12 protein-coding genes are annotated in these 15,588 nt (G+C 44.3%); 3 read left to right on the top strand and 9 right to left on the bottom strand.

Annotated elements, in window-relative coordinates:
- Positions 1 to 12: 12 nt before the first annotated feature.
- The 9 genes from OCV52_RS01595 to OCV52_RS01555 all read right to left on the bottom strand — a co-directional run bounded on the left by OCV52_RS01595 (position 13) and on the right by OCV52_RS01555 (position 10,593).
- Positions 13 to 1,737, bottom strand: a complete 1,725-nt coding sequence (locus OCV52_RS01595) for a GspE/PulE family protein (RefSeq protein ID WP_137407223.1) — start codon at positions 1,735 to 1,737, stop codon at positions 13 to 15.
- On the bottom strand, positions 1,727 to 2,872 hold the full coding sequence (locus tag OCV52_RS01590) for a tetratricopeptide repeat protein (protein ID WP_004740854.1): 1,146 nt from the start codon (positions 2,870 to 2,872) through the stop codon (positions 1,727 to 1,729). Before OCV52_RS01590 ends, OCV52_RS01595 begins: the two co-directional genes overlap by 11 nt.
- A 2-nt stretch (positions 2,873 to 2,874) precedes the next feature.
- On the bottom strand, positions 2,875 to 3,714 hold the full coding sequence (locus OCV52_RS01585) for an ExeA family protein (protein WP_137407224.1): 840 nt from the start codon (positions 3,712 to 3,714) through the stop codon (positions 2,875 to 2,877).
- Positions 3,715 to 3,761: 47 nt separating this feature from the next.
- A complete protein-coding gene (mshL, locus tag OCV52_RS01580; RefSeq protein WP_137407225.1) occupies positions 3,762 to 5,429 on the bottom strand; it encodes a pilus (MSHA type) biogenesis protein MshL in 1,668 nt (555 codons plus the stop codon).
- 15 nt (positions 5,430 to 5,444) lie between these two features.
- Entirely contained in the window at positions 5,445 to 5,777 is a 333-nt protein-coding gene (locus OCV52_RS01575) for an MSHA biogenesis protein MshK (protein ID WP_137407226.1), read from the bottom strand.
- Positions 5,770 to 6,417, bottom strand: a complete 648-nt coding sequence (gene pilO / locus OCV52_RS01570; RefSeq protein WP_004740858.1) for a type 4a pilus biogenesis protein PilO — start codon at positions 6,415 to 6,417, stop codon at positions 5,770 to 5,772. Before pilO ends, OCV52_RS01575 begins: the two co-directional genes overlap by 8 nt.
- On the bottom strand, positions 6,417 to 7,859 hold the full coding sequence (locus tag OCV52_RS01565; RefSeq protein ID WP_137407227.1) for a PilN domain-containing protein: 1,443 nt from the start codon (positions 7,857 to 7,859) through the stop codon (positions 6,417 to 6,419). Before OCV52_RS01565 ends, pilO begins: the two co-directional genes overlap by 1 nt.
- Positions 7,860 to 7,861: 2 nt before the next feature.
- The gene (gene csrD / locus OCV52_RS01560) at positions 7,862 to 9,877 is read right to left on the bottom strand and encodes an RNase E specificity factor CsrD (RefSeq protein ID WP_137407228.1); all 2,016 of its coding nucleotides are present in this window, start codon (positions 9,875 to 9,877) and stop codon (positions 7,862 to 7,864) included.
- Positions 9,878 to 10,038: 161 nt separating this feature from the next.
- Positions 10,039 to 10,593: a single-stranded DNA-binding protein gene (locus OCV52_RS01555; RefSeq protein ID WP_137407229.1), complete on the bottom strand. Its 555-nt coding sequence runs from the start codon at positions 10,591 to 10,593 to the stop codon at positions 10,039 to 10,041.
- A gap of 279 nt (positions 10,594 to 10,872) precedes the next feature.
- Here OCV52_RS01555 and OCV52_RS01550 point away from each other — a divergent pair, with 279 nt between their 5' ends.
- The 3 genes from OCV52_RS01550 (at position 10,873) to uvrA (ending at position 15,531) form a co-directional block, all read left to right on the top strand.
- On the top strand, positions 10,873 to 11,520 hold the full coding sequence (locus tag OCV52_RS01550; RefSeq protein ID WP_137407230.1) for a LuxR C-terminal-related transcriptional regulator: 648 nt from the start codon (positions 10,873 to 10,875) through the stop codon (positions 11,518 to 11,520).
- A 157-nt stretch (positions 11,521 to 11,677) separates the two neighbouring features.
- Positions 11,678 to 12,550, top strand: a complete 873-nt coding sequence (gene galU / locus OCV52_RS01545; RefSeq protein ID WP_019826989.1) for a UTP--glucose-1-phosphate uridylyltransferase GalU — start codon at positions 11,678 to 11,680, stop codon at positions 12,548 to 12,550.
- 149 nt (positions 12,551 to 12,699) lie between these two features.
- Positions 12,700 to 15,531, top strand: coding sequence for an excinuclease ABC subunit UvrA (uvrA, locus tag OCV52_RS01540; protein WP_137407231.1), 2,832 nt, complete (start codon positions 12,700 to 12,702; stop codon positions 15,529 to 15,531).
- Positions 15,532 to 15,588 lie beyond the last annotated feature (57 nt).

The following is a 15,588-nucleotide window of genomic DNA, read 5'->3' as shown; positions in this document are numbered from 1 at the left end:
AGCACTCTACCCCTACAAATAAATTGGGTCGGTTGAGCCAGACGCGTCACCTTCACCGAGGTTCATTATCTCGTCAAGGCTCACAACACCTTGCAAAGCCAACTCCATCGCTGAGGCCAGTAACGGTTTGTAATTTTCAGACTGTCTTGCGGTTTGAGCAAAACCAACTGCATCGTTAGCTCTCAAAGCATCCATCATGTTGTGTTCAAGCTCCAACATCTCGAATACACCGATACGCCCACGATAACCAGTTAAGTTGCAATTCTGACAACCACGACCTTTCATGAAAGGCACGCCGACTTGATTTGGGAATCGAACGCTCAGCCATTGTTTGCGCGCTTCATCCAGCTCGTCATCAACTTTACAGTCAGTACAAACTTTACGAACCAATCGCTGTGCCACTACCGCACGAACCGCACTCGCGACTAAGTAGCCTGGCGCTCCCATATCCATCATACGCAGTGCACTGTCTACCGCATCGTTGGTGTGAAGCGTACTCAACACTAAGTGACCGGTAAGAGCTGCTCTCAAACCAATCTCAACCGTCTCATGGTCACGCATCTCACCAATAAGAATGATATCGGGATCCTGACGTAAAAAGGTTCTTAAGATAGTAGAGAAATCGAGGTTGATTTTAGGGTTAACCTGAACTTGGTTGATTCTAGGCAGGCGATATTCCACCGGGTCTTCCGCGGTAATGATTTTTTTACCCGGTTCATTCAGTTCACTTAGCGCACCATAAAGAGTGGTTGTTTTACCAGAGCCCGTAGGACCAGTAACTAGAATCATCCCATGCGGGCGGCGTAACTGTTTACGAAGACGAACCAGCAGATCACTTGGGATGCCCGACGCTTCCAGTTTACGTAAACCAGCAGACTGATTAAGCAGACGCATAACCACAGATTCACCATGCTGCACTGGCATCGTCGACATACGAATATCGACAGACTGACCTTTGGCTCGAATATTGAAGCGACCATCTTGAGGAAGACGCTTCTCTGAGATATCGAGGTTTGCCATCAGTTTTAAACGTAATACTAGCGCCGACGCTATATTTACTTCGTTAAGGAGAGTTTCATGTAACACGCCATCAATACGCTGGCGAAGACGCAGTACATTAGAATCAGGTTCAATATGAATATCGGAAGCGCCTACTTGAATCGCATCTTCAAACAGCGAGTTGATCAGCTTAACCACTGTCACTTCGTCACTGTCTTCCTCTGCAATATCAAAGTCAAAGGCTTCATTAACTTGGTGTTCAGCATGGAGCTGCTCAGCGAATGAGGCGATCTCTTTGGTTCTACGGTAGTAGCGATCAAACCCATCAACAAGTTGTCTTTCTGGTGCAACAACAAATTCGAGTGCGTAATCACCCAATTGACCAAGCAGTGATTCCTGAGCAAACAGATCCGCAGGATCACTCATCGCCACACGCAGCGTGTCACCTTGACGACCAATAACCAATGCACGAAGGCGGCGGGCATGTACTTCAGGTAAAAGCTGGACCGCTTCAACATCAACGTTCGCTCGACTTAGATCGATAAGAGGAATAGCAAGCTGTTGCGACAAAAAGCTCAGCATTTGCTGCTCAGACAAGAAGCCAAGTTCGATCAAAGCATCACCAAGCTTACGACCAGTACTCTTTTGAGAGGCAAGTGCTTGATCAACATGGGCCTCGGTGATGATGCCTTCTTCAACAAGCAAATCACCAAGCCTTTTTCTTAATCTAATCTGCATGGCTGCTCTCCTCTAAAGCACTGATTATTTTCAATCGGTCACGCACAAAGCTTTGTGATTGAGATGAGATACCGACTCGAGTTAACGCACCTTGATATGATTGTTTTGCTGCAGCGAAATCCAACTGCCGCTCTTGCTGTATCGCTAAACCTAGCCACCAGCGAGCGTTCTCAGAATCAATCTCGACCAGCTTTTGGTAACTCTCCAGTGCTATATCTTCTTGCTGTGACTTTTGGCTCAGCGCAGCACGCATTGCTAAGTATTCTTGAGTTGGATGCGGAGGCATATGTATTAGAGGGCTTAACGCTGCTTCTGCTTGGTCCGCTTTAACTAACAGTTTTGATAAACCCAAACGTAGCTTTTCACTATTGATGTTGAGCTTAATGCCCGACTGAAAAAGTTCGTAAGCTTTACGAGTGTCACCCTTGCCGAAATAGAGAATAGCGAGCTTTTGACGAACATCCTCATTTCTTGGCGTATAACGAAGTGCTTCGTTGTATCCCTTCAATGCACCAGTAAGATCATTCGCATCGAGCGCTTTCTGAGCTCGCCCTTGAGCATTTACAGAAAGCTGCTCTGGTGTCAGTTCTACTTGTTCAATCAGTATTGCACTGTTTTCTGAATCTTTTGGCTCATCAGAAATAGAAGCTGGGCTGCTCTTCGCAACACTCGCAATCAAGGTCGGCTCAGGAACTTGTGTCGTATTTACTTTTATTGTTGCTGTCGGTTTCGCTTGTACCTGAGGTTTTGTTATATGTTGCGTTTTAACCGCTGAATCCACAACTGGTGCCTGATTTCGAGAGCTTGTTTCTGGGCTTACTTGAGTTAGATAGGAAGCATCGACCGTCACTAACTTCTTAGTTGGCGATGACGGAGCTTGAGTAACAATGGCAGGCACTTCTGCCGATCTATCTACAACAGAGACCTGAACCTGCCTATCTCGAGTAGAAATTGAGTTCTCAACCGTTGGGCCCTGTGATATCGCCCAACCGCCCATGGCCAAGCTCAGCGTAAAACCTGCAGCTACCCACACCAATGGTGAGCGCGTTTTTACCTTAGGCACGACCGCGGCTTCTATTGCTGTCGCTGATTTTTTCTTTGCCAATTCAGACAAGGCGTTATTAATGACACTCATAATTAATTCCAACCCCACAGTATTGGCGTTTTAAATTTGGGCTTACACACATCGTAAGTTTCATGCATCGCAGAGAACAGATGTTGGTTATCGATATTTTTTTTGCTTTCACTGAACGACAACAGTAAAGCCTTGTGGCATAGCTGATTGATCAACCTTGGGATACCTTGTGAAGAACGACAAATCGCTTTTTTTTGATTCAAACTGAACAGTTCTGGGCTGCCGCCTGATTTAGCAATTCGGTTATCAATATAAGCCACCGTCTCATCAAGAGTTAGCGCCCTTAATGTCGAACTAAAAGTGATTCTTTGACGAAATTGTCTTAGATGATAAGCCTCTAAGCGAGTATCTAGTTCTGGCTGCCCAAGCAACACTATCTGAAGTAGTTTCTTGTCTTCAGTTTCCAGATTGCCGAACAATCTCAATGTCTCTAGTGCTTCGTCAGAGAGAGCTTGCGCTTCGTCAATAATCGCAACCACTCTTAAACCTGAGTTATGCAGTTCAATCAACTTATGTTGAATGTTATCCACCAGAGAGGCTTCATTCTCAACCGTTAAATCAAGCTCTTTGGCGACTGCATGACGTAAGTCAGCTCCAGACAACACAGGATTTGGCAAGTAAATTAATGCGGTACAGTCTTTTAGGTGATTGACCAACATCCGGCAAACCATTGTCTTACCGGTGCCTACTTCTCCAGTCACCTTGATGACGCCCTCTCCCATCTCTAACGCCGAAATGACCGTTTGAATAGCCTCAAAATGCGGGGCTAATCCGTAAAAAAAATCGGTATTCGGCGTTAAAGTAAATGGCAGCTGTTCAAAACCAAAATGAGTTTGATACATAGGTTCGCCCAGCTTATTAAAGCGCTGCCAGCTTACAAATGGCGCAGTTACTCTTCATCTGGGAACCATTCCTGAAGTAAATTACGAGAACGCTCCAGCTCAGTTTGCCAAGTATTCACACCCACAACCGTCGGTTTAAGCAAAATGACAAGCTCAGTCTTTTGTGTCAATTGGTTGGTGTTGCGGAATAAGTGCCCTAAAGCTGGAATATCACCTAAAAATGGAATCTTAGAGGTCACATCACTGGTACTGGATTTCATCAAACCGCCAATAACCACTACATCACCATCTTGTGCACGAATCACCGAGTCAGACTCACGAATAGAACTTTTCGCTAGCGGAAGCTGCACGACTCCTGTAGTTAAACCAAGGTTAAGTTCTTTCATTTCTTCATTGACCTCGATAACCGCAGGGTGAACATGAAGAAACACATTGCCTTTATCATCAATCTGAGGAGTCACATCTAAAGAAATACCTGAGAAGAATGGTGTCAACTCCACTTCAGGAACCACATTGGCATTATCACCACTCCCTACTGCGCTTGATAACTCAGTCACGTAGTATTCATCAGTACCTACTTTGATCACCGCTTTTTGGTTATTCGCAGCCGTCACTCTAGGGCTAGACAGTACGTTCAAGTCACCCTGTGTATCCATGAAACTTAATACGGCTTCAAAGCTACCACCAGAAACAACGAGATTAGATTGGCCCCCCAAAGCAAGACCAATTGGATCCATCCCTGGTAATGAACTTGGGATAATAGTACCTGCCGCATCCTTGACGATAGAGCCCATACCAATCGTGTAATTAGTTCCGTTCGACGAGAACATTTTCGTCCAGTTAATACCTTGCTGGTAGCCATCACTCAACGTCACTTCCATGATTTTGGCTTCAAGGATAACTTGGCGTTGCAAGCGCTGTTGGGAAACACCTAAGAACTCGCGAACCTCACGAATTTCATCAGGGAAAGCACGAACCGTAATCACACTCGCTTGAGGTGTTACGACAACACTTTGCCCATTTCCAGAACCAATTAGGTGTGCAACCGCAGCCTCAAGTTGTGGCCAAAAATCACTTTCAGAAGTGGTTTGAATCTCAGTACCACCGTTCGAGGTAGAGTTTGAATTATTTGAAGAGTTAGATGAATTCGACGAATTCAAGTCCGAACTTGAAGATCTCGACGAACTGTTGTCTGAATTAGAGATCGTCCCCGTCGTTATCGTAGTCAACGAGCGACCAGCACGTTTAACCTGTAAGTAGTCGACAGGGATCGTCACAGTGCGAAGGCCTGCAGGGTAGACTTGAATCACTTTGCCGCGCTTTTCAATATCGTAGCCATACATGTCCTGAGCTACAGCCAGCACCTCATCTAGCGTCACATCCGTTAAGTTCAGCGTAAGCTTTCCAGACACGCTAGGATGAATCGCTGCACTGTATTCTGTGCCTTTCACTAAACTGGCAAAGAAGGTTCTCGCTTCGACACCTTTTGCTTGAATACGGAAACGCTTCACGGTTTCCACCACAGGAGACATAGCATCAGTATTAAGCTGAGGCATAAGGTCATCTTGTACAGACAAAGGCAGGTCGTGAAGCGCCTTGCTGTTCGCTTCATTAATAGATTCGTTTAAAGACTCTTTTATCTCAACAGGGTCACGATGCCCCATCGAACAACCGACCAAAGATGACACTAGGATTGCTACTACAAGTTTACGCATGTCTTCACTCAAACCTTAATTATTCTTAATATCTAAAGAGAACATCTCTAATTTCCACTGCTTAGAGCTTCTCTGCAGAGTGACGTATTCTGAATCTATTTTCTTAACTCGATACCCTCTTACCATCTCCCCTTGAGCAACAATTTCACCATTGAGAATGGCGTAGCAAGGCGTATCCGCTTTACACACGATACTTTCCAAAGAGGGTAAACGATAATGAGTTGGCGCTTTCTTCGCCGGCGCTGTTTTTTGCTGAGGTGCCATCCAACCCAGAGGAGCGGTTGGATCTTGCTCTGCCGAAACCAATGAACTGGTAAGCAGCAGAGACAACAATAGAGCTCTAACCACCGATAAACTCCTGTCTAGTACCTAATGTGTAAACCTCAAATACAAGTCGAGCTTTCGGGTATTCTTCTACTGTGTATTCAAATGTACGCCAGTAGTAGCTCACAGGAAGAGACTCAAGAGCCTCAAGGTAAGCTGCAATGTCAAAGTAACTACCGGTCAATTCCATTCTCACCGGGTGAAGAAAATAACCTGAATATTCACTGGTCTCTTTGTTGTTCGAAATCGCTTCTGGCTTAAGTGACTCCAACGACTCCAATTTCAAGCCATTACCTGCATTAAGTACACTTTCGAGCAATTGCGACATTTGGGATGGCGAAATCAACCCATCAATCATTTCGGCAAGTTCGAGAGACAGTTCTTGACTCTCTCTCATCAGTTTTTTGTATTCGAGGTTGATCTCTTTATCAGGGTCTTTGTTCAATTTAGCTTGCAGAACAAGTAACTCACCTTGCTGCCTCTGATTCGACTGAGTCAAATTCGTCATTTTGGCGTTTTTAGCTTGCAACTCGAGGTATGCAGGCTCCACCAGTAAAGTAAATAGCAACATGGAGAGACCAACGAAACCACACACGAAAAGCAGCCACTTCTCTCTTAGGCTTAATGCAAGAAACTTATCGCTAAGCTGATTCCACTGCTGCATTACTTGCTCTCCCTACGAGTACTTAACTCAAAGGTCACCACATCTTGATCATTACGACCTATTTTCAGTTTTTCAAAAGAACGACCAACAAGATTAAGCTCATTTTTAAATTGGCCAATCCAGTTAGGGACGACATTCGCATTACGAGCGAAGCCACTCATATCTAGCGTGTCATGGGTCATATAGATGTGCGAAAGAGAGATGTCATTTCTGCCTAATTGAGCTAAGGAATTCATGACGCCAGAATACCCGACTTGCTGAGATTCGTCGTATTGTCCAACCGCCTTTAACGCCTCTTTTTTTGCTTGAGTCTCACGTTTGAGACGCTCAACTGCCGCTACTTTATCAGGGGAAGGTTTATGTTGAGTTAACTTACTATTCAATTGGTTAAGTTGCTTGTTAAGCTGGCTCGACTCTTGTTGCAGAGCTGTTAATTCAGCATCTAAGTTGGAAGCTTGGTAGTTCATCACAAAGTAACTGCCAAGCAACAATGCACCAACCACTCCCCAACTCGCAGCGACATTCGCTAAAGTAAAATACTCTTTTTTAGGCTTTAAATGCTCAGGGTAAAGATTGACGTTAAACGTCTCTTTTTTAGCCGCAAGTTGAACCAAAAAACTCTCAGAGTTTCCACGCTCTCCTTCAACGAGCAAAGAGACCGTCGAACTCAGTGTATTATTTAACGCACTTTGTAATTCCGCTTCATCCTCTTCATCACAACAGAGCTTTAATTGATGAAGCTGCGTGCCTTTAATTTGAGAAGACAAATAATCAATAGAGCGTTGAAGCTCCAAGGCAAGGCCATCTAATTGCAGAGCACTGGACGCCACTCCAGTTAAGGGGGGCACAACACTACGAATGGTTCTTTGGAAACAAACGGTATGTTCAACAAACGCACCCAGCTTGAAGTGCGAATTAGTACTGCGTTGTAAAAGGATAAAATTCGACAGTTCACTAGCACTATAACCCCAGATTTCATCTTCTGGCACTACACCTTTGAGCTCAATTTGCGCCGAGCTCGTAATATTAACCAGCTTGTCCAATAGCTTTTTCGGCAATACATACACTTGTAGCTTATTCGAAGTTGGTAGAGCAACCGCACTCGCGGTGATCTCCGTAACTCTCTCCGCAACAAGGTCTTTGAGTAGAAATGGTAGGGCTACCGACCATTCGTTTTCTGGGATGTCCGGCTTATCAAGCTGATGGGTTTGGTAATAGTTGGTACTAACAATAAGTTGAAGAGTATTGCTGGTAAACTCCCCACTATTTAACGACTTTTTCAGCGCACTTTCCCAGTCACCATTAACGAAAGGAATACTGATTACTTGGGATTCTTGCCCTGTCGATGAAATATAGACAGCATCGTTGCCCAGCATGACAACTTGAGTGTTGCCATCGCTTTTGCTTGGCTTCAATTTGTCTACAATCGCTTTAAAATTCATACTTAGCTACTACTCTTACGCCATCGATTTCTTCGACCAATTTTTACTAACGATTCAGTTTTCACTGACTTTGAGTCTTTATTAGGCAAAGGGATAATTTGTTGTTCTTTGTCGAAATACCTTCCCTGATAGCCGTTTATACCTATTTCTATCAAAGTGTTCTTTTCTTGTTTTGTCTCAACTCCCACCGCAATTACTTGAGTTGGGGCGTCACCACATGCCCCGACTAAACTACGGACAAACAGCTGATTCTCATGCCGTTGATCGATTCTCTTAATCAAACTTCGATGAAGCTTTATATAGTCAACCTTCAGGTCCTTGATGTAATGAGTACTGACAATAGTTCGCCCAGCTTGACCAACAATGATTTTGCACCCCAGTCCGCGCAGCATCTTCGCCACTGGCCTCATATAATCAAGATGGGCAATGAGATCCCCCTCAGAGAACTCAAAAGCGAGTTGCGAACGATGCTGTGCAGAGAGCTGCAGCAATTCACTCCTAAACCATTTAAAATGTTGCTTACTCGCAAATGGCGTGACATTGAGGTTAATTGAATAATAAATAGGTTGAGTTGATTCTTTTAATGATTTCAACACCACCTTCAAAACCGATTGATCCATTTGAGCTTGATAACCCACTTGCTCTACCGCAGGCATGAATCGAGAGGATTTCAATAAGCCTCTCTCTGGGTCCTGAATTCTAGTAAATATTTCTCTATGCAATTCATTAACTTGACCCACCTCTGACATAAGATAACACCGCTGGGCAAAGATTACTAAATTATCAGGAATCAACGCTGTATCAAGCAGCGTCCTCCAGCGAACGCTACCTCTATCAAGATCATTTTTGTTTTGTTTCGGGAAGCGGCTCCAGTTATTAATACGCTCCAATTGCGCACTTTTTAATGCCGTTTCTGTTTCACTCATGATTTGGCTGTGACGTTCACCTTCGGTGTACATGGTCACACCGATATGGCACCAATTATCTGACTCTAAAGGCTCTGGTGGTGTTAGCTTATCAAGTTGTCTTAAACACTGGGCTGCCAGTGTTGCAATATCTTTAGCACCTTGATGCGGAATAAATACAGCAAAATCGGCTTCGTAATAGCGAGAAAAAATTACATCTGGGTATCTCTGAACGATATTCGATAAAATTTCACCAACCTCAATAATAAAATTATCTGTAACTTGTTTATCATTATCATCACGTACCTGTTCCCACTCATCGATACGTATTAACAGCACACCACCACGCGCACCACTTTCATGCAGTGCCGATTCAAGCTTGTTATCAAATAGTACTCTGTTGGCGGTGCCTGTGAGTTTATCTAAGAAGGTATGAGTACGAATAAAGGTATCGAAACGACTACGCTCTTGCCGAGCGTCTTTTAACTCTTCAATAAGAACATCGAGAGCTTCACTCGCGGTAAAAGGCCACTCTCGCTCATCACCTTTGGCATGAGCCTCAACCTGCCCAGCAAGAATCATCCTTCCACGCTCTTCCAGCATTTCAGATCCCATCAATTGCTCTTTTAGCCATCGAACGCCACGAGCTAGGCAAAATATAATCAAAGCGACCGCTAAAGTAATCGACCACATTGCTTCCAATGAGTAGCTGTATCCAATATAAGGAGGCAGAGCCTTAAACTCGATTTGATAACCGGTATTTCGCTCTAATACAAAGCTCTTTTCATAAAGGCGACTAGGATCAATCTGTGGTGAAGTATCTTTGAAGCGATAAACAATGCCGGTCTTATTCGAGAGTTTCATCTCAACAATGTTGCTTGCTTGCAACATCTTAGGCATCCAACGTTGCATTGAATATGCAGCGCCTGGGTCTTCCATTTCTTTATCTACAACGTCGACAATACCCACCAAATAATGGTCTAAATACTCTTGTCCGATACGCTTAAATGATAGGGTGCCACCAATAAAAAGAATGAACATCGCACTGATCACTATCACGGTGACAAATGCGACCAAACGGGTGCTCAATTTTAGTGTGGGGGTATATCTCATGAATAAAGAAATCCTTTTCAACTCACATTATACCGTATTACTACTTATACTATAAATTGAGGTTGTTAATAAAGCGTTAAGAATTCTAGGTAGCAAAAAGCCGCGATAATCGCGGCTCTTTCCAAATTAATACTGTCTTTATAATATATTAAAAACAGGGCTTAAAATGGGATGTCATCATCAAAATCCATCGGAGGCTCATTATATTGAGGTTGAGCCTGCTGAGGAGCTTGTTGAGGTGCTTTCGACTGCTGTTGAGCTGGGGCACTGTATTGCTGCTGCTGTTGCGGCTGCTGAGGTTGACCCCAACCGCCTTGCTGTTGCTGGCCACCCATGCCGCCTTGAGCTGGTGCGCCACCTTGAGCACGACCTCCTAGCATTTGCATTACGCCGTTAAAGCCTTGAACCACAACTTCAGTTGTGTAGCGATCTTGACCGCTTTGATCTTGCCATTTACGAGTTTGCAGTTGACCTTCAATGTAAACTTGAGAACCTTTACGTAGGTACTCTCCAGCAACTTCAGCTAACTTGCCAAACAGAGCAACACGGTGCCATTCTGTTTTTTCACGCTGTTCGCCAGTTGCTTTATCACGCCATGACTCTGACGTTGCAATGGTAATGTTCGCTACTGCGCCGCCATTTGGCATGTAACGAATTTCTGGGTCATTACCTAGGTTACCCACTAATATAACTTTGTTAACTCCACGGCTAGCCATGATTTGCTCCGTCTAAATTCATAGTCTCAGAAAATTTTTAGCGCACAAGAATAGCATGCTTTTCTGCTGTGATAAATCGCATTCCTATTCTCACTTCACGACAAAGAATAAAAACGTAACAAATCATGATATTCAGAGCGATGTTGCTTTTTTCTCCACTGATAAACCACTCATTTACTTTAAGAGTTGATATTCAACGCAAGTAACAACGATGGTGCTAGAGAAGCAAAAGTCTGCATGACAACGTGAAACCTCATTAAATTTAGACATGGAGTTTCAATGAGAAAGTCTCGATACGCTCGCACTTTACACTTTATGTGCATCGACCCAAGTGATACTTACTTACACGTAAAAGAAATAGAAAAACACCTGTCTATTATCTTGTACAAGATGACGCCAGGCGACTTAATGTTAGTAGACAGAAAGCAGAGTAATCGCATTCTTCTTGTCGACTATAAGCAAGTGCCAGAGCTATTAGCAACCTGCCCTAACTTGACCGTGATGTGGAAAAGTCATGAGATCATTTTGTTCAATGTCCCCCAGCAACTGCCGACATCAGAGCTTTTGATTTTTGGTGTGTTAAAAGGGCTGTTTTATAACACAGATAAAAAAGACAAAATTGCTCATGGTTTACAAGAGATAATCAATGGCGAAAACTGGCTACCAAGAAAGGTTACCAATCAATTGCTGTTTTACTACCGTAATATGGTCAATACCAACACAACGCCTACTAATGTTGATCTCACTATTCGCGAGATCCAGGTCATTCGTTGCCTCCAATCAGGCTCATCGAACACACAAATAGCTGACGACCTATTTATCAGTGAGTTCACCGTGAAGTCCCACCTCTATCAAATATTCCGCAAACTGGCGGTAAAAAATAGAGTCCAAGCGATCGCATGGGCAAACCAAAATCTGCTTGCATAATTGATCCACCTCTTAAAGTGATGATAATTTTGAGGGAAGCTCTGGTTAGCCATACGGATTGTTGCTGAATTTTCGACAAAATTTGTGCTAGAGTTGCCCTCAGAAATATCAACCGCTCAGGTTGAATCAATAATTATTATAGATAAAGGGTCTTACGATGATCAAAAAGTGCCTTTTCCCGGCAGCTGGCTACGGTACACGCTTCTTACCAGCAACCAAATCAATGCCGAAAGAAATGATGCCAGTAGTCAACAAACCACTGATTGAGTACGGCGTTGAGGAAGCCATCGAAGCTGGTATGGACGGAATGTGTATCGTAACGGGTCGTGGCAAGCACTCGATCATGGATCACTTCGACAAGAACTACGAGCTTGAACACCAGATCAGTGGCACCAATAAAGAAGACCTTCTGGTTAATATTCGTGAAACAATTGAAGCTGCAAACTTTACCTATATTCGTCAACGTGAAATGAAAGGTTTAGGTCACGCTATCTTGACTGGTCGCGAACTTGTGGGTGACGAACCATTCGCAGTGGTACTTGCCGATGACCTATGTGTAAATGAACAACAAGGCGTGTTGGCACAAATGGTTGCGCTATACAAACAGTTCCGCTGTTCTATCGTAGCTGTTCAAGAAGTTCCTGAAGAAGAGACACATAAGTACGGTGTTATCTCAGGTGAAATGATCAAAGACGACCTGTTCCGTGTTGATGACATGGTGGAAAAGCCAGAGCAAGGCACAGCACCAAGCAACCTAGCGATCATTGGCCGTTACATCCTGACTCCAGATATCTTCGAACTGATCGAGCAAACAGAGCCTGGTAAAGGTGGTGAGATCCAAATCACCGATGCACTGCTTAAACAAGCAAAAGCAGGTTGTGTATTGGCATACAAATTTAAAGGCCAGCGTTTTGACTGCGGTAGCGTAGAAGGCTACATCGAAGCAACAAACTACTGCTTTGAAAACCTATACAAGAAAGACCAGCAGCAAGTTGAGTTAGGCAAACACTCAACACAGAAAGAAGCATAACTGCTGACTGGTAAGTAACAATTCACACAATGTAATGGGCGGCTCTTGGAGTCGCCCTTTTTAATCACTGTTTTTTTATCCAGTAAAACTTTGCACAAATCTCACTCTATGTAATACTTTAGCCACTAAAAATTACATGGTCTGTTGAGATGGATAAAATAGAAATTAGAGGCGCTCGTACGCATAACCTCAAAGACGTAAACCTTACCATCCCTCGTGATAAGCTGATTGTTATCACAGGTCTTTCTGGTTCAGGTAAGTCATCACTTGCGTTTGATACCCTCTACGCAGAAGGGCAACGCCGTTATGTTGAGTCTTTGTCTGCCTATGCTCGTCAATTTCTATCACTTATGGAAAAGCCTGATGTCGACCACATCGAAGGCTTATCTCCCGCTATCTCGATAGAACAGAAATCGACGTCTCACAACCCTCGCTCAACGGTCGGTACGATTACAGAAGTTTATGATTACCTGAGGCTTCTTTACGCACGAGTCGGGGAACCTCGCTGTCCAGAACACAACACACCACTTGCCGCACAAACCATCAGCCAAATGGTGGATAAGGTACTTGAACTACCTGTTGGATCAAAGATGATGCTGTTAGCACCAATCGTTAAAGAGCGTAAAGGTGAGCATGTAAAAACACTGGAAAACTTAGCGGCTCAGGGCTTTATCCGCGCGCGTATTGATGGTGAGACATGCGACCTATCCGATCCACCAGCACTAGAACTGCACAAGAAACACACGATAGAAGTAGTGGTTGACCGATTTAAGGTACGCCCTGATCTTCAACAACGCTTAGCCGAATCTTTCGAGACCACATTAGAGCTCTCCGGTGGTATTGCTGTTGTCGGTTGGATGGATGAAACAGACCAAGAAGAGATCGTATTCTCTGCTAACTTCGCTTGCCCTAAGTGTGGTTACAGCATGCAAGAGCTTGAACCTCGCCTATTTTCATTCAACAACCCAGCAGGTGCATGTGGCACGTGTGATGGCCTTGGAGTTCAACAGTACTTTGACCCAAGCAGAGTGATCTTGGATGAAAGTTTAAGCATCGCAGACGGAGCAATTAAGGGCTGGGATCAAAAGAACTACTACTATTTCCAGATGCTAACATCGCTCTCTGAGCACTATGGTTTCGATCTGTTTGCACCCTTTAATTCTCTCCCAAAGAAGACTCAAGAGATTATTCTTAAAGGTTCAGGTCGTACTGAAGTTGAATTCAAATACATCAATGATCGTGGTGATATTCGAGTCAAACGTCACCCATTTGAAGGCATTTTGAATACGCTAGAGCGCCGTTACCGTGATACAGAATCAAACGCAGTCCGTGAAGACCTTGCTAAATACATCTCAACGAAATCATGCTCTAGCTGTGATGGTACACGCTTGAGATTAGAAGCTCGTAATGTCTTCATTGGCGATACAACACTGCCTGAAATCGTTGAACTGAGCATTGCTGACGCACTGCAATTTTTCCAAGAATTGAAGTTAGACGGTCAGCGCGGACAAATCGCCGATAAGGTGATGAAAGAGATCAATGATCGCCTGCACTTCTTGGTTAATGTCGGTTTGAACTACCTCAACCTGTCACGCAGTGCTGAAACCCTATCTGGTGGTGAAGCGCAACGAATTCGTCTCGCAAGTCAGATAGGTGCAGGCTTAGTGGGAGTTATGTATGTCTTGGATGAACCATCGATTGGCCTCCACCAGCGTGATAATGAACGACTGCTGCAAACCTTGGTTCACCTGAGAGATTTAGGCAACACAGTGCTTGTCGTTGAGCATGATGAAGACGCTATTCGCTGTGCGGACCATGTGATCGATATCGGCCCAGGCGCTGGTGTTCACGGTGGTCACGTCGTCGCTGAAGGCACTATGCAAGATATCATCGACAATCCAAACTCATTGACTGGTCAGTACTTAAGTGGCGTAAAAGAGATTGAAGTACCAAAACAACGAACGCCGATCGACAAAAAGAAAGTCGTCGAGATCATTGGGGCTACCGGTAATAACCTGAAAAATGTCACAGCAACTATCCCTGTTGGCCTATTCAGTTGTATTACAGGTGTATCAGGGTCAGGTAAGTCGACACTGATTAATGACACCTTCTTTAAAATTGCTCACACCCAACTCAACGGTGCAACGACAGCAGTACCTGCACCACATAAAAAAATCAAAGGCTTAGAGCATTTCGACAAGGTCATCGATATTGACCAAAGCCCTATCGGTCGAACGCCAAGATCAAATCCTGCAACCTATACAGGGATCTTTACACCTATTCGTGAATTATTTGCGGGGACACAGGAGTCTCGTTCGCGCGGTTACAAACCGGGACGCTTCAGCTTTAACGTGCGTGGCGGACGTTGTGAAGCCTGCCAGGGCGACGGTGTTATCAAGGTCGAAATGCACTTCTTACCGGACGTTTATGTGCCGTGTGATGTGTGTAAGGGCAAACGCTACAATCGTGAAACACTAGAAGTTCGCTACAAGGGTAAAACCATCGACGAAGTACTGGAAATGACCGTAGAAGACGCACGTGAGTTCTTTAATCCGGTTCCAGTGATCGCTCGCAAACTGCAAACTCTCATGGATGTCGGCCTTTCTTATATTCGTTTGGGGCAAGCCGCAACTACCCTATCTGGTGGTGAGGCTCAACGTGTTAAATTAGCGCGTGAGCTGTCTAAACGAGATACAGGGAAAACGTTATACATTCTGGATGAGCCAACAACAGGCCTTCACTTCCACGATATCCAACAGCTATTAACCGTATTACATCGCCTACGTGATCACGGTAATACCGTTGTGGTGATTGAACACAACTTGGATGTCGTTAAAACCGCAGACTGGATACTCGATCTCGGCCCTGAGGGTGGTCAAGGTGGTGGTGAAATCGTTGCAGAAGGCACACCAGAAGATGTGGCACTAGTCGAAGGTTCACATACAGCACGCTTCCTTAAGCCTATGTTAAATTTGAACTAGGTGTAAAATAGCGTCCTGTGGGTGGACAGAAAAATGTTAAAGTAACGGAGCTTGTTT

The sequence above is a fragment of the Vibrio chagasii genome (genome assembly GCF_024347355.1).
In the GTDB taxonomy this organism is placed as follows: Bacteria; Pseudomonadota; Gammaproteobacteria; order Enterobacterales; family Vibrionaceae; genus Vibrio; species Vibrio chagasii.
This window is presented reverse-complemented; position numbering and strand designations above follow the sequence as displayed.

Excerpts from the sequence above, each read along its gene's own strand:
- galU (WP_019826989.1), top strand. The coding sequence starts at position 11,678 with ATGATCAAAAAGTGCCTTTTCCCGGCAGCTGGCTACGGTACACGCTTC.
- OCV52_RS01565 (WP_137407227.1), bottom strand. The coding sequence starts at position 7,859 with ATGAATTTTAAAGCGATTGTAGACAAATTGAAGCCAAGCAAAAGCGAT.
- OCV52_RS01595 (WP_137407223.1), bottom strand. The coding sequence starts at position 1,737 with ATGCAGATTAGATTAAGAAAAAGGCTTGGTGATTTGCTTGTTGAAGAA.
- mshL (WP_137407225.1), bottom strand. The coding sequence starts at position 5,429 with ATGCGTAAACTTGTAGTAGCAATCCTAGTGTCATCTTTGGTCGGTTGT.
- OCV52_RS01555 (WP_137407229.1), bottom strand. The coding sequence starts at position 10,593 with ATGGCTAGCCGTGGAGTTAACAAAGTTATATTAGTGGGTAACCTAGGT.
- pilO (WP_004740858.1), bottom strand. The coding sequence starts at position 6,417 with ATGCAGCAGTGGAATCAGCTTAGCGATAAGTTTCTTGCATTAAGCCTA.
- csrD (WP_137407228.1), bottom strand. The coding sequence starts at position 9,877 with ATGAGATATACCCCCACACTAAAATTGAGCACCCGTTTGGTCGCATTT.
- uvrA (WP_137407231.1), top strand. The coding sequence starts at position 12,700 with ATGGATAAAATAGAAATTAGAGGCGCTCGTACGCATAACCTCAAAGAC.
- OCV52_RS01550 (WP_137407230.1), top strand. The coding sequence starts at position 10,873 with ATGAGAAAGTCTCGATACGCTCGCACTTTACACTTTATGTGCATCGAC.
- OCV52_RS01590 (WP_004740854.1), bottom strand. The coding sequence starts at position 2,872 with ATGAGTGTCATTAATAACGCCTTGTCTGAATTGGCAAAGAAAAAATCA.
- OCV52_RS01585 (WP_137407224.1), bottom strand. The coding sequence starts at position 3,714 with ATGTATCAAACTCATTTTGGTTTTGAACAGCTGCCATTTACTTTAACG.